Here is a 26,096-nt window from a genome sequence, read left to right on the forward strand (position 1 = left end):
GTCACTCATCCTCTCGAATAGTGAAAGGTTCAAGCTCACCGTCTTCACGAAGTATTTGATCCATTTGTTTTTCTACATTTTGTAGTTTTTCATGACAAAATGATGAAAGTTTCATACCTTCTTTAAAGAAATCAATTGCCTCCTCCAGAGGAACATCTCCTTCTTCAAGTTTCTCAACAATCTTTTCAAGCTGCTCCATTGCTTGTTCAAATGTTATCTCCTTATTCATCTATCATTCGCTCCTCTACACTGCAAACTTCACAAGCTACTTTACCATCTTTCATTTGTATTGTTAGGCTATCATTCACTTTTACTCTTTCAACACTTTTTACTATAAGATCATTTTTATCATAAACTAGGCTAAATCCTCTATCCATTACTTTCAGTGGACTTAAAGCATCTAATTTAGAAACATTAGAGGTAAATAAGAGTTGCTTTTGCTTTACAACATTTTGTATTTCTTTTTGGAGAGCTTTTGTTGTTAAAGAATGTTGCTCCAATGCTTTATGAATTATTTCTTTAGGATGCTTTTGGATTAAACGTTTCATTAAATGCTCGGCACTGTCTTGTTTCACGCTAACTAATCGGCTAGCTGTACGTTTAAGCTGTTCTAGCATGCGATCAAGCTCTTGGTTTTTTTGGGCATAGAGTTGTTGTGGATACCGAAATGCATATGATTTTTTCATATGATTTAATTGATCTGCTTCATTAACTAGCCTTTGTTTCATCAACTTTATAAGACGGACTTTATTTTGTGATAACCGTTCAGCAACGTCGGATAATTTAGGCACTGCTATTTCAGCTGCTCCTGTGGGAGTAGGTGCTCTTAAATCTGCAACAAAATCTGAAATCGTAAAATCTGTCTCATGACCTACAGCAGAGATGACTGGTATCGATGAAGCAAAGATTTCTCTTACAACGCTTTCCTCGTTAAACGCCCATAATTCTTCAATTGAGCCCCCACCTCTACCAACGATTAATACATCTAAATATGCTAGTTGATTCGCATATTTTATTTTTTCAACTAATGATTGTGGTGCATATTCACCTTGTACAAGAGCTGGTAATATTATTACATTCGCTATAGGATAACGCCTTTTAATAGTAGTTAATATATCTCTAACTGCAGCTCCAGTCGGGGATGTTATAACACCAATGTATCGTGGAAACTTAGGAATATTTTTTTTGTACTTAGATAAAAATAGCCCTTCCTCATCAAGCCTTTTTTTTAGTTCTTCAAATGCAGTATACAAGCTACCTATGCCATCAGGTTCCATTTCTTTAACGTAGATCTGATATGATCCACTGGATTGATATACCGATATTTCTCCCCTGAGTAACACCTTCATGCCATTTTCAGGTTTATATTTTAACGTACGATTTTGCTTAGCAAACATGACTGCTTGAATTTTTGCTCCCTCATCTTTTAAGGTGAAATACATATGTCCACGGCTATGCAAGGTGAAGTTTGAAATTTCACCTTTTACCCATATATCTTGTAAATGAGGGTCAACATCAAACTTACGTTTCACATATTTTGTTAACGCAGTTACTGTTACAAATTTTTTTTCACCCATATAACAAAAACCCCTTGGAATATTGTTATGTCCTATTTATCGAATTACTTATTTTTGATAACACACCATTTATAAATTTCCCAGACTGTTCATCGCCAAAAAGCTTGCCTAATTCAATTGCCTCATCAATACTTACGTTTGTTGGTATTTCATCTATATACATCATTTCAAACACCGCAATGCGTAATATGGACCGATCAACATTTGCTACCCGTTCTATCGTCCAATTCTCTAAATGCTTACGAATATGTTCATCTATCTCAGCCTGGTGCTTTGCTACACCTATGACTATTTCTTCTAGGAAAGGATCGCTATGTTGTTCACCAATTACATTGTCAATAGCTTCCTTTGATTCAATATCACTTATGTCAATTTGAAATAATGCTTGTAGTGCCTTTTTTCTAGCAGTACGACGTTTCATAACTTCCTTCTCCTTTATAAACTTTACTACAACACGTACCATTATTTTATGAATGTTGTCAAATAGTAACTATATTGTCGATTTATCATAACATGATCATAACACAATTCAAACACCTTAGTACAATCACCTAAAGTAGAAGAGCATTGATCATCGCTGACAAGCGCTGAAGTCATATACTGAAGCTCGACACCAAGAAAAGAGTGGTGACGAGCAAAAAAAAGACTAGTGGAAGATTGTTTCTTTAACCTTCTTGAGCCTTTATGACCCCGAGCAGATTGCACATTCTACTAGATCTCTAATACGAAAAACATCTGCGATTCTTGAAACAATAAAATGTGTTTACCCTAACTCCCTCGATGAGCTCTATAGTTGATTCACTGCAGTATATTTGAACATCAAGTAAGCAGTCAAAGTTTGTACTCCATCTCATTGAAAATAAGGTCAATAACACACTCAAGCATATACTAAAAAACGCAAAAATAAGGATCAAACCACATTACTCCTAAAACCTTGTATAATATCTTCAGAATCATTCATTATACAAAGGTGGGTAGCGGGTTTGACCCTTTTTAGTCATTAGTTAGTTTTTCAAACGATAATAACAATAGTTTGTAGCTGTATTAAAGTTCTTCTATTTCAGTCTCTTGTGTTGGGTTATCAAATTGAACTCCTACTACGTGAATGTTAACTTCATCAACATCCAAAGCAGTCATATTCAATAGTGTCTGACGCACGTTGTCTTGTACTTGATGAGCTATACTCGGGATCGAAACTCCAAACTTCACCATACAGTACACGTCTATTGAAACACCCTCTTCAGTGAGTTCAACCTTAACACCTTTACCATGATTTTTTATACCTAGCCTCTCAACTACTCCAGAAGCAAAGTTTCCTCGCATTTGTGCAATACCCTCAATCTCAGATGCAGCTATGCCTGCTATAACCTCAATTACTTCAGGAGCAATTTCGATTTTCCCTAAACTATTATTCCCTTGGTTCATTTCTAATAAGTTGCTTTCCATTTTAATACACCTCCTATATTTTTATTTATTGCCCATTACATCATATAATTCAAGAAATTTAGTATTAAAATTTCCTTCTACAAATTTTTCATGTTCTAACAAATTCATATGAAAAGGTATAGTTGTATGAACTCCTTCGATTACAAATTCCTTTAATGCCCTTTTCATTCTATCAATTGCTTCATCTCTAGTTTTTCCATAGGTAATTAATTTTGCTATCATTGAGTCATAATATGGTGGAATCATATACCCAGGATATGCTGCCGAATCTACACGAACCCCGTAGCCTCCTGGCGGTAAGTACATATTAATTCTTCCAGGTGAAGGCATAAAGTTCTTCTCAGGATTTTCTGCATTTATCCTACATTCAATTGACCATCCAGTATATGTAATGTCTTCTTGAGTGTATGCTAGCTTTTCTCCAGAAGCTACACGGATTTGTTCTTTTATTAAATCAACTCCTGTTACCATCTCTGTAACTGGATGCTCAACTTGAATCCTCGTATTCATTTCCATGAAGTAGAACGCGTTTTCGTTATAGTCAAAAATAAACTCTACCGTTCCTGCTCCTGAATAGTTTACAGCTGCAGCCGCTTTAACTGCTGCACTTCCCATTCGTTCACGTATTTCTTCATTTAGTGCAGGTGACGGTGTTTCCTCTACAAGCTTTTGGAGACGACGTTGAATCGAACAATCACGTTCACCTAAATGAATGACATTTCCATAGTTATCGGCTAATACTTGAATCTCTACATGACGAAAATCTTGAACATATTTTTCAATATAAACTCCAGGATTCCCAAACGCAGTAGCTGCCTCTTGTTGAGTAATGTTGATACCATTTATTAATTCTTGTTCATCTTCTGCGACACGAATGCCTTTTCCTCCACCACCCGCTGTCGCTTTGATAATAACAGGATATCCAATGTCGTTAGCTAATCGTACTGCTTCATCCGTACTATTAATTATACCTTGGGACCCAGGTACAATTGGAACATCAGCTTCCTTCATAGTCTCTCTAGCTACATCCTTAGTACCCATTTTGTTGATCGCTTCTGGGCTTGGACCAACAAATGTAATATTACATTCCCTGCATAGATCTGCGAAATCTGCATTTTCAGCTAAAAAACCGTAGCCAGGATGAATAGCATCACTACCTGTAAGTGTTGCTACACTAATAATATTTGTAAAATTTAAATAGCTATCTTTTGACGCGGTAGGTCCAATACAATAAGCCTCGTCTGCCATTTGTACATGTAATGCGTCACGGTCAGCCTCAGAAAATACTGCAACAGTTTCTATTCCCAACTCTGTACATGCTCGAATGATGCGTACAGCAATTTCACCCCTGTTTGCAATTAATAATTTTTTTATCATTCGTCATTCTCTCCTGTTCTACTCCATCCTCTTTGTTCTCTTATTGAAAACTCACTTACACAGGCTTCACAAGGAACAAGGGCTGACCATATTCTACAAGTTGGCCATCTTCTGCAAGAATGTCTACGATTTCTCCTTTTACTTCTGCTTCAATTTCATTAAATAACTTCATTGCCTCTACAATACAAACTACTGTGTTGTTTTGCACACTATCACCTACTGAAACGTATTTGTCACTATCAGGTGATGGAGCAGCATAAAAAGTTCCAACCATTGGAGAAGTAATCTTATGTAAATCTGTATGTTCTTCAATATCTTTTCTTTCTTTTTCCACGCGTTCGTTACTGCTTTCAGCGGTAACTTCTGACACCGGACTTGAACTTAGTTCAGTTGTTGGTGCAACAGGTTGATGCTTTTGCGCTTCCTCAACAGCAATGTTACTAATGATTTGTTTAGTAACGGTCCCTTGTTTTTTCATTTTAATTTTTGAACCTTCATTCTCATAAACAAATTCGTCAATATTTGATTGGTCAACTAGTTTAATTAATTCTCGAATCTCTTGAATTTTCAACATATGAGCACTCCTTATTTAACTTATACTTGTTTCTAGTATCTCATACCATCATCATACGATAGACACCTATTTCAATTCAACAGTTTAACAACATTCGTATAAAAATTATTCTACACTATTTTCTTTAAAGTACGTAAAAACCCAGCTGGCGCTTATGCCGGCTGGGTTAAAAAATATTTTTCCACTTACATTTATATTACCTTTACAAATACTATCAATCAGTTACCTATGATGTTTTTTATGGATTGTGCTTAACTAGCACATCTTTCCTTTCTTGAAATTCCTCATTCACCTTCTTGATGATCGCATTAGCCTCGCTCGCAGATAAAGCTTCTGCCTGCACAGTTACTTCCACATTATTTCCATTTGTCTCAACAAGTGCAGCAACATAGCCCATGGACTCAATTAACACTTCTAATGTATCTTCTTTTGCACTTAATGTTTCAAGTTCCTCAAGTTTACTTGCTGCCTCGTTAATTTGAGCAATCGTGGCAGTTTTTGAAGCTGCAATGTCTTGTAATTTCTCCATCTCTTTACTTCTTATATCTTGTAGCTGCATGCGTTTTGCTATAATCCAATCGTCAGCAGACAAAGTAAGAGAATCTTCTTCCAATCCTTCTACCATATCGCTCATACTTCCTTGTTCACTAATTTCTACTACAGTTCCAGATTGTTCTTCTTCTACCATCTCTTGATTAATAAAAGCTAAATCATTTCTCGTTCCGCCATCACTAGTAATATAATATACAGATAATATTAGAACCAAAGCCACCATCGTTAACAACCATACAGTTTGTTTTTTTAAAAGCATCTACTCATTCCCCCTCAGATTTTTTCGGCAATACTTCTACTCTATGACTAGGTACATCTAACAATTTTATAACTGCATCCTTCACCCTTTTTTTAGCTTGCATATCTTCTAACTTCGCAACTACTAGAACCCCACGAACTTTAGGCTTTTTCGTTGTTAAAACAATAGGTGTCTCCTTCTCACCGTCTCGTATAATTATGGCTTGTTCATCAACAGACCAATCTTCTACTTCTCTTTTTCCACCTTCTCTATCAGTCTCTTTTGTCGTTTGGGTCGATGTTGTAGTGCTTTTCTCTAGCACATTTATTTCAGTTGAGTCTAAGTTAACACTAACTGCTACATCTCCTACACCCTCTACCTGTTCTAATAGATCCTTTAATTGATTTTCATAGTTCGTCTCATAATCACTCATTGATTCATCTTGCGTATTTTTCGCGCCAAAAACAGGTGTATCCTTTTGCTCTTCAGTTAACAAAGATGGATTCGTATATGAAGCTTCTTCACTAGGAAACATCACATTATTTAATAGTATTAAAACGACACCCAATACTAACAATATAAGTACATATATATACTTAGATTTTGTTTTATCATTGCTACCATTATTTTTTGAAAGGAAGTTTTGTATCCATTGTATAAACCCTCTATTTTTCTCCACTTGTTAACTACTCCCCCCTTCCATTTGTACATGTATGAGTTCTGAATCAATTTCCCATGCGTCCGATAAATGCTTAGAAATATCTTGTTCTGCTACTGACTTGTTATTTTTCTTCATTGGTTGGGAGGTATTTATACTAATTGATTTCACAACTGGAACTGTAACTCCATCTGCATGATATTTTGTCACCATCACTTCGACTCCGGTTACTGTGTCATCAGTAAGAAAGATTTCTATATCTTGAATCATGTATCCATACGTTTCTATCAACTCCTCTTCCACATCTTCTTTCATTTGGACAGCCGTTTGTTCTAAAATATATGCACGATGTGATGCTTGTATTTCTTTTTTCTTCATTTCAATTTCATTTTCTAACATTTCTTCTTGAAACTCTGATTTTGTATTCATTGATGAAAAGATTTGGTCGATGTCTGTTGACAGTAGTTGAAGAAGTGGGGTAATTATAATTGTAATTAATAATAAACCAGTGACCATTTTGACATATTTTTGTATGCTAGTATCCGGAATTAATAAATCTATGACTGTTGCAAGAAGAAGAAACAAGATGACATTTGTAATCCATTCAAGCAAAAACTCCACATCATTCACCTCATCAGCTATAAAAAACTACCTCACCATCATAGTCATATTTCCAACTGCAATAATTACTGTAATACTTAGAAAAAACATAAGTGATACGATTGCTAAAGCAGCAAAAATATAGATAATACTTTTGCTAATAATATCTAAGCAATCTATAACAGGACCACCGCCAATAGGTTGTATCAAAGCTGCAGTCAATTTATAAATAACTGCTATTGATAATATTTTCAGCGCTGGGAATACCGCAATTAATAACAATATTGCTACTCCAACTATACCGACAGTGTTTTTTAATAGTAAAGATGCACTTATGACTGTATCAGTCGTTTCAGTGAAGATCCGACCAATGACAGGGACAAAATTGTTTGTTACAAATTTAGCAGTACGAATAGTGATTCCATCTGTCACCGCAGAGGATGATCCTTGAACTGAAATAACGCCTAGAAATACAGTTAAAAAAGTACCGAGCAAGCCAATGCTTATACTTTTTAATAATTGAGCCAATTGCGTTACTTTATAATGGTCAGTTAGTGTACTTACAATACTTAATAATGCAGATAAGAATAATAGGGGTAGCACAATATAATTTATTAGTAAACCACTTGTGTTCATCAAAAAAAGAATGATCGGATGAAAAAAAGCAGCTGAGATAATGCCCCCAGAAGTAGCAATTAGTGCTAGTAAAAGCGGAATTAACGCAATCATGAAATTCGTCATGATTTCTATTGCCTCTTTCGTAAATTGGATAACAATATGAAAGCTGTTTAAAGCAATGATGATTAGCACCATATATACGAGAGCATAAGCCACTTTACTAACCGTTTGCTGTTCAAAAGCATTTTGAACTGTTTGCAAAAACATACTTAAGATTGTTAGCATTAGTAAAGTTCCTAATAGTTTTCCATTTGCGGCAAGTTCGTAAAATAAAAATTTTACTAACCCCATTAACCACTGTTGAATTGAGAATTCTTTCTCACCACGAACAAAATCAAAAAAACTGCCTTTTTGGCTTTCTGGTAAAAAGCCACCATACTTCGTCACTATTTCATCCCAAAACTGTTTAATTTCTTCAATCCCAAGTGCCTCCAACTGTTGATCAACAAAATCTTGTTGAGGGGAAGAAGCTTGTACATTATTCGGAAAGAAAAAAAACAAAAACAAAGCTGAAGCGCAAAATATTAAACATAGTTGCTTCAATTTGTTTACCTCCTACACAAAGTGAACTCTTCTAGAACATTAGCATGCAAGGTATTTAATTTCCCCTCTATCCATATGTTTCATATTGATGGGATTAATCTTATGATCGTTTCAATGATGACAGTTAAAATAGGGATAGCCATCGTTAAAATTAAAATTTTGCCGGCTAATTCTATCTTAGTAGCAATTGCTCCTTGACCTGCATCTTTAGTAATCTGCGCACCAAATTCTGCTATATATGCAATTCCAATAATCTTCATGATCGTTTCGATGTATACCATATTCACATTAGCATTCACAGCTATTTTTTCTATCATTCGAATAACTTCATAGATTTGATCTATTAGAAATAGAAAAATAATACAGCTCACAAACACAACTAGTAAAAATGCAAATGATGGTTTTTGTTCATTGACAATCATCGCTAAGAACGTAGCAATCAAACCAATACCAACAATTTGAACAATCTCAATGACTAAACACCTCGCTTACCCTTGAAACAAAAAGACTGACTTAATTTTTTTAAATAAGTCATCGACAATTGAAGCTACCATAAACAAAATATAAACAAAACCTAATAAGGTTACCCAATGTGCGTAATCTTCTTTTCCCATTTGTTTTAAAATTGTATGGAGAAATGCAACTACTATACCTACGCCAGCTATTTTAAATATGACATCCACATCTATGCCCACGATGTACTTCTCCTCCTAATCACTACAGCAATAAAATTATTAGTAATAAACCACCTAAAAATCCTAAACTTTTTACCATTTTTTCATATCGTAGCTGTTGTTCCTTCGCCTCATTCTCTTCTCTTTCTAAATGATTTAAAGCTAACAGTATATGCTTTTGTTGTGAAGTACGGTCGTGCTGACCAAGAGTCTCGCCAAATTGCCTAAGTATCTCCATTTCTCCTGCTTTTAAAGATGTAAACTTCCATACTTCCTGTAAGCTCTTATTCCAAGCATCTTTTACACTTGTATCACTTGCCTCTAGATTTTTCGCAAAACCCTCAAACAACCAGGAGAGTGGTTTTTGAAGTTGTGTTGCCAAATTCATAGCTGCATCATGCAGCGGAAGATGACCATACATGATTTCTGCCTCGAGTGATTGTAATGCCACCTTTAACTGCCTAAGTTGACGTGGTCTCTCCGTTAATTGCTTAGCAGCTTCAAAACCTGTCCACGTAGAAGCAATTAGTATTATCACTGCACCAAGAAACTTCATTTAGGTCACTCTCACTTTATTCATGATGTTTTCACCTCTAGCATTCAATACTCGCGAAACAGTCCCTGGACCATTCCTTCTCGTCAATTCTATAAACCGATCAAACACTTCCATTTCAAGAATGGGCCTAAGAGATGGACGCTTTTTTAAATCCTGCCATTCGTATCCATGCACAGTCACAAATAATCTCACCCCTGCGTTTACTGCTTCTAATATCGCCTCACTATCTTCTACTCTACCTATTTCATCTACTACTAGTACATCAGGGCTCATAGAACGAATCATCATCATCATACCCTCTGCTTTTGGACAAGCATCAAGGATATCTACCCTTTCTCCAAGGTCATGCTGTGGGATACCATTGACACTACCAGCTATTTCAGAACGTTCATCAACTATACCTACCTTGCACGACTGGATATTCTCATCAGCTATCCCTAAACTTATTATCCGCGTAATATCTCTCAATAGAGTTGTTTTTCCAGTCTGCGGTGGACCGATTAAAATAGTATTTAGCCATCGGTTGTTATATAAATAATTAGTTAAATGATTTGCCACACCTATCTTTTGCTTTGCAATTCGAATATTAAAAGAAGACACATTTCGAATCGCTTTCACATTCCCATTTTCTGTTATAACCTTTCCTGCCAAGCCAACCCGATGTCCACCTTCAATTGTAATGTACCCTCTCCTAAGCTCCTCTTCTAACGTATAAATTGAATATTGGCTGATTTTATTTAGAAGTTGGCGTCCATCCTCATGTGTAACCAAATATGGATGAAACTGTGGTTTACCTTCAATGATAACTTCCAATGGTTTCGTAACTCTTACTCGTATTTCTTCTATTTTTTTGAGGGTCGATGGAGAATATTTTGTAAGAAGAAGAGAGATTGACTGTGGCAACACATTATAAACCTCATCCATTTTTCCACCCCCTATTTAACGAACATCCCAAAAATTTCATACTCTTCATAAATGAGTCTTTGCTAAAACCCTACTTCTCCTTGAATGTCCTTATAACACAATGTATGGTCAGCTTGACCACTTTATGACTGCAACTATTGAAGAAAAGCGGAAGCGCATTGCTCATCCCCGACAAGCGCTGGAGTTATATCACTTGAAGGCGCTTTTTGCCTTGACGAAGCGACCTCGAGGGGATATGCGCTGGAGCTAGACAAATAGAAAAGAGGAAGGCACTTGCTTATTGGCGACAAGCATAAGAAAAGCCGGATGGAAGGTTGTTCTTTAACCTTCTTGACGACTTGGCTTATGACATCGAGCCGATGGGGTCTGGAGCTGGACAATGAAGAAAAGCGGAAGCGCATTGCTCATCCCCGACAAGCGCTGGAGTTATATCACTTGAAGGCGCTTTTTGCCTTCGATTGATATGACGAAGCGACCTCGAGGGGATATGCGCTGGAGCTAGACAAATAGAAATGCGGAAGGCACTCGCTTATCGGCGATAAGCACTGGAACTTCAACACATGAAGGTCCTTTTTACCTTCGTGTGTTGGAGCGAAGCGACTCTAGCCGATGGGGTCTGGAGATGGACAATGAAGAAAAGCGGAAGCGCATTATTCATCCCCGACAAGCACTGGAAGCCATACACTAGAAGGCGTTTTTTGACTTCGGGTGTATGGCTGAAGTGACCTCGAGAGGCATGGAGGCGAAGCTAGACAATTTAGAAATGCGGAGCCGACTGTTTTGCCTCGACAAGCACTGGAAGCCATACACTAGAAGGCGTTTTTTGACTTCGGGTGTATGGCTGAAGTGACCTCGAGAGGCATGGAGGCGAAGCTAGACAATTTAGAAATGCGGAGCCGACTGTTTTGCCTCGACAAGCACTGGAAGCCATACACTAGAAGGCGTTTTTTGACTTCGGGTGTATGGCTGAAGTGACCTCGAGAGGCATGGAGGCGAAGCTAGACAATTCTGAAATGCGGAGCCGACTGTTTTCACTAAGTTAGATTAGTCATCTCGGAAAAAGCTTACAAAAAAACACCCATGTACAACTTATTCAAGTACATGGGTGTTTTATATTGAATATATTTTTTTAGCATTTTAACTCAGATTGGTAATCAGCTTCGATTGCTTTCAAACATTATGCGCGTGAAACGTAAGTACCATCTGTAGTATTAATGACTAACTTATCCCCTTCGTTAACGAAGAATGGAACTTGAACAATTAGCCCAGTTTCAATAGTTGCTGGCTTTGATCCTCCAGAAGCAGTATCGCCTTTAATACCAGGCTCTGTTTCTGTTACGACTAATTCTACAGAGTTCGGTAGTTCTACTCCGATTGTTTCACCTTGATACATCATGATAGCAACTGGCATGTTTTCTTTTAAGAATTTCAATTCATATTCGATTTGAGTCTCAGGTAACTCAATTTGTTCATAAGTATGATTATCCATAAATACATGTTGATCACCATTTGCATATAAATATTGCATTTTGCGATTATCAATTTGTGCTTTCCCTACTTTTTCACCTGCACGGAAAGTTTTTTCTTGAATAGCACCTGTACGAAGGTTACGAAGCTTAGATCTAACAAACGCTGCTCCTTTTCCTGGTTTTACGTGTTGGAAATCTATTACTCTCCAAATACCTCCGTCTACTTCTACCGTTAATCCTGTTCTAAAATCATTAACTGAAATCATCTCTGTTATATCCTCCCATTTTTGTTATGTGTATTTCAAACCCTACTAAATGAAGGTTACAATATAATTAGCTCTTTTGTTGAATGAGAAAGTGATTCATTTCCATCCTCAGTAATAACTGTATCATCCTCTATTCGTACCCCACCAAGACCAGCAACATATATACCTGGTTCCACTGTGACGACCATTCCAGGTACTAGTGCTGTATCAGATTTAAAAGAAAGAGATGGACTTTCATGTACTTCCATACCTAATCCGTGACCTGTTGAATGTCCAAAATATTCACCATAACCTTTTTCCTGAATAAAATCACGTGTTAATGCATCAGCTTCTTTACCTGTCATACCAGGCTTGATTCCTTTCATTCCACGCATTTGTGCTTCTAAAACGATATGATAAATATTTTTAAGCTCTTCGCTTACCTCACCTACTGCTACTGTTCTTGTAATGTCCGAACAATACCCTTTGTAATAAGCTCCAAAATCTAATGTAACAAACTCCCCTTTTTCAATCACTTTATCGCTAGCAACACCATGTGGTAAAGCTGAACGATAACCAGAAGCCACAATAATATCAAACGAAGAAGAAACGGCTCCTTGCTTTCTCATGAAAAATTCAAGCTCATTTGACACATCTAACTCGGTAATTCCCGGTCTAATATATTCTAAAATATGTTTATAGGCAGCATCAGCTATTTGCGTAGCTTCCTTTAATATCTTAATCTCAGACTCCGACTTTATCAACCGTAACTTTTCAATCGCACCTGAAACAGGAATTAACTCTGCACTGCACTCCTTTTCATATGATTTATATGTAGAGAAGGTCATGTTATCTTGTTCGAATCCTAATTTTTTAATCCCCATCAACTCTGCTTGTTTTGCAACCTCTTCCATAATGGGAGCTGTATGCTGAACAATATCAAAGCCTTGAATCTGTTTATTTGCCTGTTCAACATAGCGGAAATCAGTAATAAAAACCGCCTTATGTAAGCTAACTAGTGCTACACCTGCAGTTCCAGTAAAACCTGTAATATATCGACGGTTATAGCCATTGGTAATTAACAATCCATCGATATCGTGTGAGGAAAATTGTTCGCGGAGTTTTGTTAATTTACTCATTATTTTCACTTCCCCTTATATTTTCTATTAATGCTAATAAAGCAAGTTTATAACCATAGGTACCAAGGCCAACAATCTGTCCTATTGTAGCAGGAGCTGTTACTGACACATGTCGAAATGACTCACGAGCATGAACATTTGAAATATGGACCTCTATGACAGGTGTAGAGATACTTGAAATCGCATCTAAAATTGCATAGCTATAATGAGTGAAGGCACCTGGATTAATGATCACCCCATCATAGTTATCTGCTGCAAGATGAATTTTATCTATGATTTCACCTTCATGATTTGATTGGAAGCAATGAAGTTCTACCTGCTGGTCCTTTGCAAATATATCTAATTTTTTTTCTAATGATTCTAATGTCTCAACTCCATATACTGTTGGTTCCCTTTTACCAAGCCGATTAAGGTTAGGTCCGTTAATCAGTAAGACTCGATTCATAGCTTTTTATCTCCTTGCACAAGAAATGTTCAATCATAGAACATTCTACCATAAACTGAAGCTTCTTTCAGTCGCTTTTTCCTTTACGGAGTTTTCTTTAATACCAATGTTATTTGATTAAAATATAGCCACAAAGATTACAAATGCTGTTTTCAATTGATGATTTTTTCGTTCGAAGAAATAAAAAACGTTTACAAGCTTGACGTCCTTTCTTCTCTTTAAAAGAGGATAGTCATATTTAGCCTCAACTTGCTGTTTTAATTTTATTTCAATAGGAATAAAATTATATGAAAAGAGATATTTTAACAACTATTCATTCTCTGTTGAAGGTTGTTGCGGATGACTTTGATCATTAAGTTCATTCACTTCAAAAGAAATGGAGTATCCGATAAATACACCATATAATATGTAAACACAGATTGTAGTGATAACAGTGTTCCTTGAAAGTTCGTTCATGTCTTTTAAACTAGGAAATATTGGATTAAATAAATAAAATACAAGTAACCATAAACCAACTCCATATAATATCCCAACCCAAAGATTGTCGTATTTCTTAAATAATCCATAATATAGCAATGCTGTTAAGATTGACAAAAGACCAATAACAATGATGCCAATCACATTTCCTAAAACCTGGTTTTTCCAATCTCCTATTGCCCAAGGTAATAACACAAGGTTAGGACTCAATTCAGTAAAATTTAGGATGTACGCCAAGTACGAGATTGAACTCCATAATAACCCACCACATAAACCTATTACTATAACCTTTGTAACAAGTGGCAGCGGGGTTTCCTTTTGATTTTGCTCTAATGTTTGTTGCTCTGATTCCATATTTAGTCACCTCTTATACTAGTATATCCCCTCATTTTCTTTATATTTGTAAATTATAACTGTGGTACAAATAGGAAATTTTAGCAGAGATGTGTAAATATATATTGTAACGGGTATAATATATTTACATCGCTTGTTTTCGTATGATTTTTATACTATTCAGATATGAAATAGGTATGTATTTAGCAAAGGAGTTCTTCTTAATACATTAATAATCGTGTAAAATCTCTCAAATTGCTCTACTATAATAAAAAATATCAACAAAATTTACGAAAAGAGCCTTAACAATTGACACATCAACCTAGAGGTTTTTATTATTTTCTTGTAAAATATACATAGGATGAAGTTTCTCAATGAATTTTTTAGGTTGGTGAATTGAATGTCTCAAGAAAACAAACCGGTTTACGGTGGCCAAGCTGTTGTAGAAGGTGTCATGTTTGGTGGAAAACGTCACTATGTAACAGCAATACGAAGAAAAGATCAATCAATTGAATATTTTCGGCTACCTAGGAAATCAAAACAAGCTTTAACGACTATGAAAAAGATTCCTTTTCTTAGAGGAATTATTGCAATTCTTGAAGCAAGTGCAAATGGATCAAAACATCTTAATTTCTCAACAGAAAGATACGATGTCGATCCTAGTGAAGATGAAAATATTGATCATTCACAATCTGAGTCAAAGTTAGCAATGATACTTGGTGTTGCCGCAGTAGGTATTCTATCATTTTTATTTGGTAAATTTATTTTTACTTTGATTCCAGTTTTTTTGGCGGAACTTACTCGTCCAATTTTTTCATCTGATTTATCACAAATTTTAGTTGAAGGATTTTTTAAATTATTATTGCTGTTAGCTTATATTTACTTTATTTCATTAACTCCTCTCATTAGGCGTGTTTTTCAATATCACGGAGCAGAACATAAAGTAATTAATGCATTTGAAAGTGACTTACCACTAACAGTCCAAAATGTTCAAAATCAATCAAGATTACACTATCGTTGTGGCAGTAGCTTTATTATATTTACTGTGATAGTTGGCGTTTTTGTCTACATGCTTCCATTTGTTGCAACAGAACCGTTATGGCTTAGAGTTGTGAATCGACTCGCATTAATTCCAGTAGTATTAGGAATTTCGTTTGAAGTGTTGCAAATTACCAATAAATTACGCGATATCCCATTGCTTCGTTATTTAGGGTATCCTGGATTATGGCTGCAATTACTAACGACGAAAGAGCCAACTGATAGTCAAGTTGAAGTAGCCATTGCTTCATTTAATGAATTATTACGTTTAGAAAATGACCCTAATGCTATAAATAAAACTGAAGAAATTGTATAACATTTGTCAACTTGACCTATTTTGGTTAATACAATAGTTATATAGAATGTTTAGGGAGGTGGATTCGTTGCAACGTCGCTCGTCTTTACCAATGATTATAATAATTAGTTTAAGTGGCCTGGGATTGTTGTACGTGCTTTTTAATAGACCTGAAACACTTATTTTAACTCTTATAACGGGACTGATTGTTTTTGGTATTTTTTATATGATTTTGCAGTTACTATCTGGTAATAACAAAAGAAATACTGAACATTCTGCATACAAGAAAGCAGTGAAGCAATCAAAAAAGCGATATAATGAACGTAGTCGAAACAACCAAGTAGCTAGACCAATGTCAAAATCTGTTCAATCCAACAAAGCTGCTCACCCTAACATTCAAAAGCGTAAAAATCATCCACATTTAACTGTTATAGAAGGAAAAAAAGGAAAAAAGAAGAACCGAGCATCATTTTAACAGCTTGGTTCTTCTTTTTTTTAGTAACTATTAGCCAAGCATTTGAGCTACTCTCTTTTCTATATACCACTACTAATAGGACCATTTTTTTAAAAAACTACTTGTTTGCTCATACCCAAGCTTCACTAACTCCTGCTTTTTTTCATCAGAAATTGAAAATTCAGTTGTAACTGTATGATTCATTGGAATAAAGATTATATTTCTTTCGTGTCTTCGCGAGATGTGACGTTCATCATGTGCTACCTTCATTGTCTCAAATAATGCTGGAAATAACTCAATTGCATTATTTATCTTATTATTCTGTTGTTCACTCTCTTTCGCACTTAATTTAATACCTAGTACAGGTCGTTTTTTCAGTTTCTTTTCTTCATCAAACAAAAAGATAGGAAAATTACTTAAAACTCCTCCATCAACAATCACAGGTTTTCCTTTTACTAATAATTTTACTGGTTCAAAAAAATATGGTAGGCTAGCACTCATTCTCACTGCTTTTGCAACAGAGAAACTATCTGGGTTCATTCCATATTTAGGAAGATCATTTGGCAAGACAAGCATTTTTCCATTTGTTAAATCTGATGCAACAAAACGCAGCGAACCATTAGGTAAATCCCTAAAAGTACGTACACCTTTTTTCCTTAATTCTCTGCCAACCCACTTTTCTAATTCATCGCCTTTATACAATCCCATTCTCCAATAGAGTTGAATCCACTTGCCAATTGCAGCAGGCAAAATTGATTTACGAGCATCTAAAAATGTCTTTACATCTACTTCCTCCATAATTGAAAGTATTTCCTTACTGCTATATCCGGAAGCAATAAATGCAGCAATAATTGCTCCAGCGCTCGTTCCAGCAACTCTTGTGAAGTGTAAGCCTTTTTCTTCTATTGCTTGATAGGCGCCAATTAATGAAAACCCTTTTATGCCACCACCCGAAAACACTCCATCAATATACATCTCTACTCCCCCTAAAAGAAATGCATCTTCTACATGTCTAATCAGAAGTAGAATCAATTAGAACAAAACAGCACGGATACATCTTCTTAATAAGTAGAAAAATTGTCGTGATAACGCTTGTATCAATAGTTGTTTGAAAAAGGGAATTGTATGTAGAACACTCAAAAGCAAGGATTAAAGCATTCCTAACAGTTTATAAGTTTAGAATGATGTATTTTAGCATGCTTAAAGAGAAATTTAAAGGCCTCTTCTCGATTGAATATCGAGAAAAGGCCTCTCTAACATAAGTCATTTTTTTAGTTAAGTTGACATGGGGATGATACGTATATTCTTACTCTTATTTTATGAAGGATTCTCACCTGTTTTTTGTTGAATACGCTTTAAGGATTCAACTCTATTTGCATCTTCTTCAAAATATTGTACAACGTCACCGATCCGGTCTATTGCATTCCAGCTTAAATGATGCTCAATGCCCTCAACATCATTGTAAATTTCACTTTCATTTACACCGATAATTCGTAAAAATTGTTCTAACAATTCATGGCGATCAACTAAGCGTTTACCAATTTTCTTTCCTTTTGTGGTTAACATTAATCCTCGATATTTTTCATATATGAGATATTCATCTTTGTCTAGTTTTTGTACCATTTTTGTAACTGAGGAGGGATGTACAGACAAAGCTTCGGCAATATCTGAAACTCTCGCATAACCCTTATCTTTTATTAAAATATAGATTTGTTCTATATAATCTTCCATACTTGGTGTAGGCATGATATACCCTCCAATTACTCCATTTTTATAACAATAATCATTAAAAGTGTACAATATATGGAGAAGTGTTACAAGGGAATTTCACTTGTTTTTTTCATATGCTGTTTCCGCATTGATTGTTGTTTTTCGTATTAACAAATAAACAAGTCGTCAACTTGCGTTCGTGACACCTTTTCTTCTGTATACTTTTTATGGTACGAATTTGATAACGATAGCAACAGAGTTTACGTAAAGAGCTTTGCTAAAAGAAAAAGGATGGAGTATGTAAACATCCACCCTTGCTAACTTGTTGAATAAAGTAGTGTTATCTCGTTATAGTCCACATTTTAATTGTGCACCACAATTAGTACATGTATTACAGCCCCCAAGGTCTTCGACTGTTCCTTTACGACAAACTGGACATGTATTACCAATTTCAGATCCAATTGTTACATCAGTCGACCGCAAATCATTAATTGTATCTACTAAGACTACGTGGCTTTTTACTGAATCTCGTGAAGGAATTTCTGCATCTTTCTTATCGACAGTATTTTCTTCTGCTTTTAAAGTAAGTACTTGTGCATCTCGACTTCCGTCGACATAAACAGTCCCACCTTTTGCGCCACCTTTATATAAGCGTTCATATACCCTCTCAACTTGCTCAACAGTATATCCACGTGGTGCATTTACTGTTTTACTAATCGAGCTATCAATCCAGTGCTGAATAGTACATTGCACATCCGCATGTGCTTGTGGAGAAAGTTCCATCGCTGAAATAAACCAGTTTGGCAAATCATTAGCATCTACATGTGGATTTTCATCTAAATACTCTTGAACGATATCTGCTTTTACTTCAATAAATTTTCCTAATCTTCCACTTCTAAAGTAAGAGAATGAAAAATAAGGTTCAAGTCCTGTTGATACACCAACCATCGTCCCTGTACTTCCTGTTGGTGCTACCGTTAATAAGTGAGAGTTCCTAATTCCATATTTTTTAATATTTTCTTTTATATCTTCAGGCATACGTTTCATATAACCAGTTTCTGTGAAGGCTGTACGCAATCTAATCGTATCTTCTTCAGTTTCACCAACAAGAAATGGAAAACTTCCTTTCTCCTGCGCTAGTTCCACTGAAGCGCGATATGCAGTTGTTGCAATTACTTCAAATACCTGATCTATTAGCTCGTCACCAGCCTTTGATCCGTACTCTGTTTCACAATAAATAAGCAGGTCATGAAGTCCCATAACCCCTAAACCGACACGACGTTCTCCCAATGCTTGTTTCTTATTTTCCTGCAAGAAATACGGCGTAGCATCAATAACATTGTCCTGCATTCTAACGCCTACTTCAACCGTTTGTTTCAGTTTTTCAAAATTCACAGTCTTCGTATTTTTATCAGCCATTTCTGCTAAGTTAACAGCTGCAAGGTTACAAACTGAATAAGGGGCAAGAGGCTGTTCTCCACAAGGGTTTGTTGCTACAACCTGTTGTCCATAAGCCTTTGCATTAGTCATGTCATTCGCATTATCTATGAAGAAAATGCCTGGTTCGGCAGAGTAGGTAGCACAAATATTAATTAAATTCCAAAGTTCTTTTGCTTTAATTTTACGATATACACGAACTTTATACCCTAACTCTTCCCATTTCCTTACATCTCCTATTTTATGCCAATTCTCATTATATTCTTGCATTTCTTTTTCATTATAGCTTTCTACATCTGGGAACCGAAGATCATAATCACCGTCTGCTTCAACTGCTTCCATAAACTCTTTCGTTAAACATACTGAAATGTTAGCTCCAGTTAAAAACTCTGAGTTATGCACACTGTAAGTCCCATTTTCTTGTAATTTCTCTTCAGCGTCATGAATAATCTCTGTTGTAAAGCCACCAAGACCAGGCATGTTTTTATAGTTAACAATCCCTTGATACATTGCTTTGTCCTGCTCTGTCAAACGATTAAACTTTAGTTTATCTTGAGCACATTTTATAATTGTTTCATCACTTGTATTTTCTAATAGAAATCTCAAAATACGTGGATTTTGCATTTTCGAGATAATGAATTCAATAATATCTGGGTGCCAATCAGCTAACATAATCATCTGAGCTCCTCGACGTGATCCCCCTTGCTCAACAAGATGAGTTAGCTTTGCAATATCATCTAACCAAGACACTGACCCTGACGACTTACCGTTTACTCCCTTTGCTAGAGTATTGCGGGGTCTTAATGTGGAACCGTTTGTACCAACACCACCACCACGACTCATAATCTCCATCACTTGCTTACGATGTTCAGATATACCTTCACGTGAATCTTGAACAAATGGCATAACATAACAATTAAAATATGTCACATCAGTGTTAGCACCTGCACCATACAACACTCTTCCTGCTGGGACAAAGTTCAGGTTAACTAATTCATCATAATACTTCTCAAACCACTCTTTACGCTTTTCTTCAGTTGACTCAACGGATGCAAGCCCAGTTGCATTACGCTTTGCAATTTGCTCATAATAAATCTCCAACGGCTTTTCAATTACGTCTAGTGAGCGTTTTACAATGCCTGTTTCAATTTCTTCAGCACGTTCAAGTGCACCACGATATTCTTCCTCTATCCTTACTTGTGCAAATTTGTTCTTCCAATCAATCTCTTCAATAAACCCAAGGCCACGGGCAGGAAATTTCGGGTCTTCCTTAATCGTTAACACAACAAAATCACCTGCTGATAAAGTAACTTTTTCAGTATCTTTAAACGAGTACCGATCAAGCATTACGAGCCTTGAAACCCCTTTGTGGGTTAACTTCATGTTTGGTGAAATTTGATGAACTTGGGGATAAAGTTGAATATCCTTATTTAATCTCTCTACGTTCACTTTCATTTTCTCTTTTAGCACAACAGTCATTGCTACAACTCCCTTTATTAATATCACTATTTTGTATGTACATTCTCACGAAGTATTATTGTTCATATGTTTAAAAATGATGTCATTGATAATTTACCATATTTCAGCCTATTGATCAATATATAGTGTTACATTTATATCATTTAATACTATATATTGATTTTAGGTCAAGTGTTCTATGATTTGTCAAACAAAAAAAAGAACACATTTCATAGAAAAATGAAGGAAACAGTCGCATATGTAGTTTAATATACGAATTTCTAACTAATTTAGAAGTTGCATTATTTTATCTGTAGGAAGTATGTCCCAAATAATATATAGTAGTGGTGTAAAAAGGCTGTACTATCAATGAATTGTCAAGTCACTATTGCACAATCTACAAAAATAAAAGTAGAGTTCGTAGTTTTTCAAAAAAAATAGATTGACTGTTTTTATTAGATTTTAGGAATAAGAACAAAAAGAAGCCAATGAAAAAAGGATAACTCATAAACGAAGGACATATCTCATACCCTATATCTTGTATAATAGTAAGGTGCATACCTCCTTCATATACAGCATATAGGGTATGAGACAAGTCATCCTGAGTTACCCTCTTCAATTTAATATACTCTTTTCGTAAACTTTGTTGGTATTGTTATCAAATTACATGTTAGTCTTCATTGTACTCAAGGAAAGGTGTCATTATCGTATTTAGCTTTAATTACGAAAAGCAATAATTAATGCGAAAACAGCGAATTAATGAGACTATTTTCTAACTGCTTCTAGCACATAAAGAACTAATAGTTGTGTTATCTATACACCTTTTAGGAAAAGAGCCTTCAGTTATTTGCGAAAATTCCATTCATCATTCTCATATCGTTTTGTTGCTATGTCGTTTACATACGCTAATTCATCTTGCGTTAATTGATACGGTTCTAAATCAATATTTAACCCTTTTGCAAACCCTGCTTTAAACGCAGATTTCGCCTCTCCAATTGTAACTTCCTCTTCCCTTAATTCATTGATCGCAACAGCTTTATTTTTAAACTGTCTTTGTAACCTTTCTTTAACACGTTCGTTAGGATATTTGAAAAGACTAAAAAGCACATCTTCATCCAAATCAAGTAATATGGAACCATGTTGGAGGATGACTCCTTTTTGTCTCGTTTGTGCACTTCCAGCTACTTTTCTTCCTTCAACGACTAACTCATACCAAGAAGGTGCATCAAAACAAACGGAAGATCGTGGATTTTTCAAGCTGCTTCGCTCTTCCTCTGATTTTGGAATAGCAAAATATGCATCTAAGCCAAGCTTTTTAAAACCTTCTAATAGCCCTTCAGATATGACTCTGTATGCTTCAGTTACTGAATGAGGCATATTAGGATATTTCTCTGAAACAATTACACTATACGTTAATTCATTGTCATGAAGTACCCCTCTACCACCAGTAGGCCTTCTTACAAATCCTAACCCGTGTTTTTTTACAGCATCTAAGTCAATTTCTCTCTCTATTTTTTGGAAATAACCAATTGATAATGTTGGTGGCGACCAGCCATAAAAACGAATTGTAGGAGGAATCTTACCTTGACTATGCCATTCTAATAATGCTTCATCTAATGCCATATTAAATGCAGGTGAACAATTTCCAGAATCGATAAACCGCCATTTTTCTTTCATATCTCTACCTCTTTTATTTAGCTTTCTTTTGCGTGTCTATAGTCTACCAAATGTAAGATATATTTGAAAAGTAATAAGGATTTCCTTTACTAATCAAAGCCTAGCCTTATATAATAATGTATGTCGATAGAAAGAGAAGAAAAGGGGTAGATTACTCGTGGAACTATTATTAATTATCGTTGGTGCTGTGCTCGTTTACTTTGTAATTATGACGGTATACCGCAGAAGAATATTAACTTCATTAACTGAGGAGCAATTTCGTGAGGGATATCGAAAAGCTCAATTAATAGATGTACGTGAGCAAAATGAATTTGAGGGTGGGCATATATTAGGTGCTAGAAATATTCCATTGTCACAATTGAAAATGAGAATTAATGAACTTAGACCTGACAAACCTGTATATTTATATTGCCAAAGCAGTATTAGAAGTGGAAGAGCTGCACAAACGTTGAGAAGAAAAGGATTTAAAGACCTCTACCATTTAAAAGGCGGGTTTAAGAAATGGTCTGGAAAAATTAAAGCTAAAAAGTAACTACAAGTAAGACACACCTACAATTTTCAATCATGCTGTTTCAAAATCTCTTGTATAGTATTAGTTAGTTCATTACACCTTTACTCTTTGAAACAATAGCAACATTAGTTTACAAAAAGAGCTTAAGAAAAAACAAAGGATTCGCCAGAGATTGGTGAATCCTTTGTTTTCGTTATTTTTTATATCTTAGAATCGGCTTACGGGCTGCAATTGTTTCATCTAATCGTTTTACTACTGTTGTATGTGGTGCTTCTTGAACAATTTCGGGATTTTCCTCTGCTTCTTTTGCTATTTGAATCATCGCATCAATAAAAGCATCAAGTGTCTCCTTCGATTCCGTTTCTGTAGGCTCGATCATTATACATTCTTCTACATTTAATGGAAAATAAATTGTAGGTGGATGGTAGCCAAAATCCAACAACCGCTTAGCGATATCAAGTGTACGCACACCTAATTTTTTTTGACGTTTTCCAGACAGTACAAACTCATGCTTACAATGCTTATCGAAAGGCAGATCAAAATGTGGTGCAAGACGTCGCATCATATAGTTTGCATTTAACACTGCATATTCGGTGACTGCATTCAATCCGTCAGGACCCATAGATCTGATGTACGTATAAGCACGAACATTAATTCCGAAATTTCCGTAGTAAGGTTTTACTCTGCCAATAGCTTGTGGGCGATCATAATCGAATGTAAAACCTGCTTCATTTTTGACTAATACTGGTTTTGGTAGAAAAGGAAGCAAATCCTCTTTAACTCCTACTGGCCCTGAACCTGGTCCACCTCCACCATGCGGACCTGTAAATGTCTTATGAAGATTTAAATGAACAACATCAAATCCCATATCGCCAGGTCGTGCTTTACTTAATACCGCATTTAAATTAGCACCATCGTAATAAAGCTTCCCTCCAGCTCCATGGACAATCTCCGCCATTTCAACAATATTCTCTTCAAATAGTCCTAAAGTATTTGGGTTTGTTAGCATTAACGCTGCAGTATCTTGTCCAACAACACGCTTTAAATCTTCAAGGTCAACCAGTCCATTGTCATCAGATTTTACTGTAACAGTTTCCAAGCCTGCTACTGTTGCTGATGCAGGATTAGTACCGTGAGCTGAATCTGGTACAATAACCTTTGTTCGATTGTAATCATTGTTTGCTTCATGGTAAGCACGGATCATCATTAACCCTGTCCACTCACCATGTGCACCAGCTGCAGGCTGTAACGTTACAGTATCCATCCCAGTAATTTCTACTAAATGCTCTTGTAAATCATACATGAGCTCAAGTGCCCCTTGTACTGTACCCTCATCTTGTAAAGGATGAATGTTTGCAAATCCACTATATCTCGCCACATTTTCATTAATTTTCGGATTATACTTCATCGTACAAGAACCTAGTGGATAAAACCCTGAATCAACTCCATGATTCCGATTTGATAAAGCTGTGTAATGGCGCATAATGTCTAACTCGGACACCTCTGGTAACTCTGGCTCATCTACCCTTATATAATCACTAGGTAAAACATCATTAACATTTATATCGGGAACATCTAAATCTGGTAAGCTGTAACCAATTCTCCCTTGCTTTGATAACTCAAAAATTAATGGTTGCTCTTGATTATTCATTGCCATCCCCCAATTCCTTCACAAATGTATCAATCTCTACCTTAGTACGTAGTTCAGTAACCGCTACTAACATATGATTCTCTAGCTCAGCAAAATCTTTACTTAAATCGTATCCGCCGATAATCCCTTTATGTAATAGCCTACGATTGATTTCTTTTACTGATTTTGGTAATTTAACGACAAATTCATTAAAGAAAGGACCTTCAAATGCTATTTCAAAGCCATGTGCTTTAAGTTGATTTTTTGCATATTGGGATTTTTGTATGTTTTGAGTTGCCATATGTTTAACACCTTTTTTCCCAAGCGCAGTCATTGCAACAGAAGCTGCTAATGCATTTAACGCTTGGTTTGAACAAATATTCGATGTTGCTTTATCTCTACGAATATGTTGTTCACGTGCTTGAAGTGTTAAAACAAAACCACGACGTCCATTTTCATCCACTGTTTGACCAACAAGGCGTCCAGGTACTTTCCTCATAAGCTTCGAAGTGACCGCAAAATATCCACAATGCGGACCACCATATTGGGTAGGTATGCCAAACACTTGTGCATCACCAACAACAATATCTGCCCCGAATGCACCTGGTGGTGTTAAAGCCCCTAATGATAATGGATTACTTGATACCACAAACATACTTTTTTCTGAATGTGTTATTTCTTCTATTTCTTTTAATGGCTCAATTTGTCCAAAGAAATTAGGGTATTGTACAATTACTGAAGCAACCGTATCATCCATTTCTTTTGCTAGTTCACTGACATCAGTTACACCATTATTTGTTGGTATTTCAACAACTTCGATATGCTGCCCCTTAGCATAAGTTTTCAAAACTTCGATTGATTCAGGGTGCACCGTCTTTGAAACGAGTACTTTCTTCTTACGTGTATGTCCTGCACTTAACATGGCTGCTTCAGCAAGTGCTGTTCCGCCATCATACATGGAAGAATTGGCTACATCCATCCCTGTTAATTCACAAATCATCGTTTGGAATTCAAAAATGGCTTGCAGCTCTCCCTGAGAAATTTCTGGTTGGTATGGTGTATAAGCTGTGTAAAATTCTGATCGAGAAATAACATGGTCGACTATAATTGGCATATAATGGCTATAAACTCCTGCACCTAGAAACGAAGCATGCGTTTGTGTATTGGCATTTTTTTCAGCAAGTGCAGCCATTTCTCGTGTTAATTCAGGTTCAGAAGAGGCTTGTTTAATATTGTATTCCCCATTAAATCGCACACCTTCTGGAATATCATTAAAAAGTTCATCAATTGAGGTGACCCCAATAGCTTCAAGCATCTCTTTTTTATCATGTTCAGTCATTGGTAAATAGCGATGTTTCATAACTTTACCCCTCTCTTCTAT

27 protein-coding genes are annotated in these 26,096 nt (G+C 35.9%); 3 read left to right on the forward strand and 24 right to left on the reverse strand.

Annotated features, from left to right (window positions below):
• Position 1 precedes the first annotated feature (1 nt).
• The 18 genes from JM172_RS01195 to JM172_RS01280 all read right to left on the reverse strand — a co-directional run bounded on the left by JM172_RS01195 (position 2) and on the right by JM172_RS01280 (position 14,526).
• Entirely contained in the window at positions 2-229 is a 228-nt protein-coding gene (locus tag JM172_RS01195) for an exodeoxyribonuclease VII small subunit (RefSeq protein WP_214480212.1), read from the reverse strand.
• Positions 222-1,577 (reverse strand): exodeoxyribonuclease VII large subunit, encoded by a 1,356-nt coding sequence (xseA, locus tag JM172_RS01200; protein ID WP_214480213.1) that lies wholly within the window; start codon positions 1,575-1,577, stop codon positions 222-224. Before xseA ends, JM172_RS01195 begins: the two co-directional genes overlap by 8 nt.
• A 25-nt stretch (positions 1,578-1,602) precedes the next feature.
• Entirely contained in the window at positions 1,603-1,998 is a 396-nt protein-coding gene (nusB, locus tag JM172_RS01205; RefSeq protein ID WP_214480214.1) for a transcription antitermination factor NusB, read from the reverse strand.
• A 623-nt stretch (positions 1,999-2,621) separates the two neighbouring features.
• The gene (locus JM172_RS01210; protein ID WP_214480215.1) at positions 2,622-3,023 is read right to left on the reverse strand and encodes an Asp23/Gls24 family envelope stress response protein; all 402 of its coding nucleotides are present in this window, start codon (positions 3,021-3,023) and stop codon (positions 2,622-2,624) included.
• Positions 3,024-3,044: 21 nt separating this feature from the next.
• Positions 3,045-4,400 (reverse strand): acetyl-CoA carboxylase biotin carboxylase subunit, encoded by a 1,356-nt coding sequence (gene accC, locus JM172_RS01215; protein WP_214480216.1) that lies wholly within the window; start codon positions 4,398-4,400, stop codon positions 3,045-3,047.
• A gap of 55 nt (positions 4,401-4,455) precedes the next feature.
• Positions 4,456-4,974: an acetyl-CoA carboxylase biotin carboxyl carrier protein gene (accB, locus tag JM172_RS01220; protein ID WP_214480217.1), complete on the reverse strand. Its 519-nt coding sequence runs from the start codon at positions 4,972-4,974 to the stop codon at positions 4,456-4,458.
• Positions 4,975-5,212: 238 nt separating this feature from the next.
• A complete protein-coding gene (locus JM172_RS01225) occupies positions 5,213-5,785 on the reverse strand; it encodes a SpoIIIAH-like family protein (RefSeq protein ID WP_214480218.1) in 573 nt (190 codons plus the stop codon).
• 4 nt (positions 5,786-5,789) lie between these two features.
• Entirely contained in the window at positions 5,790-6,443 is a 654-nt protein-coding gene (gene spoIIIAG, locus JM172_RS01230) for a stage III sporulation protein AG (RefSeq protein ID WP_214480219.1), read from the reverse strand.
• Positions 6,444-6,446: 3 nt separating this feature from the next.
• A complete protein-coding gene (gene spoIIIAF / locus JM172_RS01235) occupies positions 6,447-7,043 on the reverse strand; it encodes a stage III sporulation protein AF (protein WP_214480220.1) in 597 nt (198 codons plus the stop codon).
• A 27-nt stretch (positions 7,044-7,070) separates the two neighbouring features.
• The gene (spoIIIAE, locus tag JM172_RS01240; RefSeq protein ID WP_214480221.1) at positions 7,071-8,243 is read right to left on the reverse strand and encodes a stage III sporulation protein AE; all 1,173 of its coding nucleotides are present in this window, start codon (positions 8,241-8,243) and stop codon (positions 7,071-7,073) included.
• An 80-nt stretch (positions 8,244-8,323) separates the two neighbouring features.
• Positions 8,324-8,716, reverse strand: a complete 393-nt coding sequence (gene spoIIIAD / locus JM172_RS01245) for a stage III sporulation protein AD (protein ID WP_320208060.1) — start codon at positions 8,714-8,716, stop codon at positions 8,324-8,326.
• A 15-nt stretch (positions 8,717-8,731) separates the two neighbouring features.
• Entirely contained in the window at positions 8,732-8,938 is a 207-nt protein-coding gene (gene spoIIIAC / locus JM172_RS01250; protein WP_214480222.1) for a stage III sporulation protein AC, read from the reverse strand.
• Positions 8,939-8,960: 22 nt separating this feature from the next.
• A complete protein-coding gene (gene spoIIIAB / locus JM172_RS01255) occupies positions 8,961-9,473 on the reverse strand; it encodes a stage III sporulation protein SpoIIIAB (RefSeq protein WP_214480223.1) in 513 nt (170 codons plus the stop codon).
• Positions 9,474-10,397 carry a stage III sporulation protein AA gene (spoIIIAA, locus tag JM172_RS01260; protein WP_214480224.1) on the reverse strand — a complete coding sequence of 308 codons (924 nt, stop codon included), beginning with the start codon at positions 10,395-10,397 and terminating at the stop codon, positions 9,474-9,476.
• Positions 10,398-11,574: 1,177 nt separating this feature from the next.
• Complete coding sequence (gene efp / locus JM172_RS01265; protein WP_214480225.1) at positions 11,575-12,132, reverse strand: elongation factor P; 558 nt, start codon at positions 12,130-12,132, stop codon at positions 11,575-11,577.
• A gap of 56 nt (positions 12,133-12,188) precedes the next feature.
• Positions 12,189-13,250 carry a M24 family metallopeptidase gene (locus tag JM172_RS01270; RefSeq protein WP_214480226.1) on the reverse strand — a complete coding sequence of 354 codons (1,062 nt, stop codon included), beginning with the start codon at positions 13,248-13,250 and terminating at the stop codon, positions 12,189-12,191.
• Positions 13,243-13,695: a type II 3-dehydroquinate dehydratase gene (gene aroQ, locus JM172_RS01275; RefSeq protein WP_214480227.1), complete on the reverse strand. Its 453-nt coding sequence runs from the start codon at positions 13,693-13,695 to the stop codon at positions 13,243-13,245. Before aroQ ends, JM172_RS01270 begins: the two co-directional genes overlap by 8 nt.
• 309 nt (positions 13,696-14,004) lie before the next feature.
• Positions 14,005-14,526 (reverse strand): YqhR family membrane protein, encoded by a 522-nt coding sequence (locus JM172_RS01280; RefSeq protein WP_214480228.1) that lies wholly within the window; start codon positions 14,524-14,526, stop codon positions 14,005-14,007.
• A 379-nt stretch (positions 14,527-14,905) separates the two neighbouring features.
• Between JM172_RS01280 and JM172_RS01285 the strand changes: the two genes are divergently transcribed.
• Entirely contained in the window at positions 14,906-15,859 is a 954-nt protein-coding gene (locus JM172_RS01285; protein WP_214480229.1) for a DUF1385 domain-containing protein, read from the forward strand.
• Positions 15,860-15,926: 67 nt separating this feature from the next.
• Complete coding sequence (locus JM172_RS01290) at positions 15,927-16,313, forward strand: SA1362 family protein (protein WP_214480230.1); 387 nt, start codon at positions 15,927-15,929, stop codon at positions 16,311-16,313.
• A gap of 72 nt (positions 16,314-16,385) precedes the next feature.
• On the opposite strand, the gene JM172_RS01295 is transcribed toward JM172_RS01290, so the two are convergent.
• From JM172_RS01295 to JM172_RS01310, 4 genes are all read right to left on the reverse strand, one after another.
• Positions 16,386-17,267 carry a patatin-like phospholipase family protein gene (locus tag JM172_RS01295; protein WP_214480231.1) on the reverse strand — a complete coding sequence of 294 codons (882 nt, stop codon included), beginning with the start codon at positions 17,265-17,267 and terminating at the stop codon, positions 16,386-16,388.
• 342 nt (positions 17,268-17,609) lie between these two features.
• A complete protein-coding gene (gene mntR, locus JM172_RS01300; RefSeq protein WP_214480232.1) occupies positions 17,610-18,038 on the reverse strand; it encodes a transcriptional regulator MntR in 429 nt (142 codons plus the stop codon).
• 312 nt (positions 18,039-18,350) lie between these two features.
• On the reverse strand, positions 18,351-20,918 hold the full coding sequence (locus JM172_RS01305) for a vitamin B12-dependent ribonucleotide reductase (RefSeq protein WP_214480233.1): 2,568 nt from the start codon (positions 20,916-20,918) through the stop codon (positions 18,351-18,353).
• 822 nt (positions 20,919-21,740) lie between these two features.
• Positions 21,741-22,574 (reverse strand): lipoate--protein ligase family protein, encoded by an 834-nt coding sequence (locus JM172_RS01310; protein WP_214480234.1) that lies wholly within the window; start codon positions 22,572-22,574, stop codon positions 21,741-21,743.
• Positions 22,575-22,782: 208 nt separating this feature from the next.
• Between JM172_RS01310 and JM172_RS01315 the strand changes: the two genes are divergently transcribed.
• Complete coding sequence (locus tag JM172_RS01315) at positions 22,783-23,106, forward strand: rhodanese-like domain-containing protein (protein WP_214480441.1); 324 nt, start codon at positions 22,783-22,785, stop codon at positions 23,104-23,106.
• A gap of 172 nt (positions 23,107-23,278) precedes the next feature.
• On the opposite strand, the gene gcvPB is transcribed toward JM172_RS01315, so the two are convergent.
• Positions 23,279-24,736, reverse strand: coding sequence for an aminomethyl-transferring glycine dehydrogenase subunit GcvPB (gene gcvPB / locus JM172_RS01320; protein WP_214480235.1), 1,458 nt, complete (start codon positions 24,734-24,736; stop codon positions 23,279-23,281).
• Positions 24,729-26,075 carry an aminomethyl-transferring glycine dehydrogenase subunit GcvPA gene (gcvPA, locus tag JM172_RS01325; RefSeq protein WP_214480236.1) on the reverse strand — a complete coding sequence of 449 codons (1,347 nt, stop codon included), beginning with the start codon at positions 26,073-26,075 and terminating at the stop codon, positions 24,729-24,731. Before gcvPA ends, gcvPB begins: the two co-directional genes overlap by 8 nt.
• Positions 26,076-26,096: the final 21 nt, after the last annotated feature.

This window comes from Bacillus sp. SM2101 (assembly GCF_018588585.1).
GTDB lineage: Bacteria > Bacillota > Bacilli > Bacillales > SM2101 > Nanhaiella > Nanhaiella sioensis.

Bases quoted from the DNA above. Each gene is read 5' to 3' on its own strand.
- JM172_RS01195 (WP_214480212.1), bottom strand. From the start codon at position 229: ATGAATAAGGAGATAACATTTGAACAAGCAATGGAGCAGCTTGAAAAG.
- xseA (WP_214480213.1), bottom strand. From the start codon at position 1,577: ATGGGTGAAAAAAAATTTGTAACAGTAACTGCGTTAACAAAATATGTG.
- nusB (WP_214480214.1), bottom strand. From the start codon at position 1,998: ATGAAACGTCGTACTGCTAGAAAAAAGGCACTACAAGCATTATTTCAA.
- JM172_RS01210 (WP_214480215.1), bottom strand. From the start codon at position 3,023: ATGGAAAGCAACTTATTAGAAATGAACCAAGGGAATAATAGTTTAGGG.
- accC (WP_214480216.1), bottom strand. From the start codon at position 4,400: ATGATAAAAAAATTATTAATTGCAAACAGGGGTGAAATTGCTGTACGC.
- accB (WP_214480217.1), bottom strand. From the start codon at position 4,974: ATGTTGAAAATTCAAGAGATTCGAGAATTAATTAAACTAGTTGACCAA.
- JM172_RS01225 (WP_214480218.1), bottom strand. From the start codon at position 5,785: ATGCTTTTAAAAAAACAAACTGTATGGTTGTTAACGATGGTGGCTTTG.
- spoIIIAB (WP_214480223.1), bottom strand. From the start codon at position 9,473: ATGAAGTTTCTTGGTGCAGTGATAATACTAATTGCTTCTACGTGGACA.
- spoIIIAA (WP_214480224.1), bottom strand. From the start codon at position 10,397: ATGGATGAGGTTTATAATGTGTTGCCACAGTCAATCTCTCTTCTTCTT.
- efp (WP_214480225.1), bottom strand. From the start codon at position 12,132: ATGATTTCAGTTAATGATTTTAGAACAGGATTAACGGTAGAAGTAGAC.
- JM172_RS01270 (WP_214480226.1), bottom strand. From the start codon at position 13,250: ATGAGTAAATTAACAAAACTCCGCGAACAATTTTCCTCACACGATATC.
- aroQ (WP_214480227.1), bottom strand. From the start codon at position 13,695: ATGAATCGAGTCTTACTGATTAACGGACCTAACCTTAATCGGCTTGGT.
- JM172_RS01280 (WP_214480228.1), bottom strand. From the start codon at position 14,526: ATGGAATCAGAGCAACAAACATTAGAGCAAAATCAAAAGGAAACCCCG.
- JM172_RS01285 (WP_214480229.1), top strand. From the start codon at position 14,906: ATGTCTCAAGAAAACAAACCGGTTTACGGTGGCCAAGCTGTTGTAGAA.
- JM172_RS01295 (WP_214480231.1), bottom strand. From the start codon at position 17,267: ATGTATATTGATGGAGTGTTTTCGGGTGGTGGCATAAAAGGGTTTTCA.
- mntR (WP_214480232.1), bottom strand. From the start codon at position 18,038: ATGCCTACACCAAGTATGGAAGATTATATAGAACAAATCTATATTTTA.
- JM172_RS01305 (WP_214480233.1), bottom strand. From the start codon at position 20,918: ATGACTGTTGTGCTAAAAGAGAAAATGAAAGTGAACGTAGAGAGATTA.
- JM172_RS01310 (WP_214480234.1), bottom strand. From the start codon at position 22,574: ATGAAAGAAAAATGGCGGTTTATCGATTCTGGAAATTGTTCACCTGCA.
- JM172_RS01315 (WP_214480441.1), top strand. From the start codon at position 22,783: ATGACGGTATACCGCAGAAGAATATTAACTTCATTAACTGAGGAGCAA.
- gcvPB (WP_214480235.1), bottom strand. From the start codon at position 24,736: ATGAATAATCAAGAGCAACCATTAATTTTTGAGTTATCAAAGCAAGGG.
- gcvPA (WP_214480236.1), bottom strand. From the start codon at position 26,075: ATGAAACATCGCTATTTACCAATGACTGAACATGATAAAAAAGAGATG.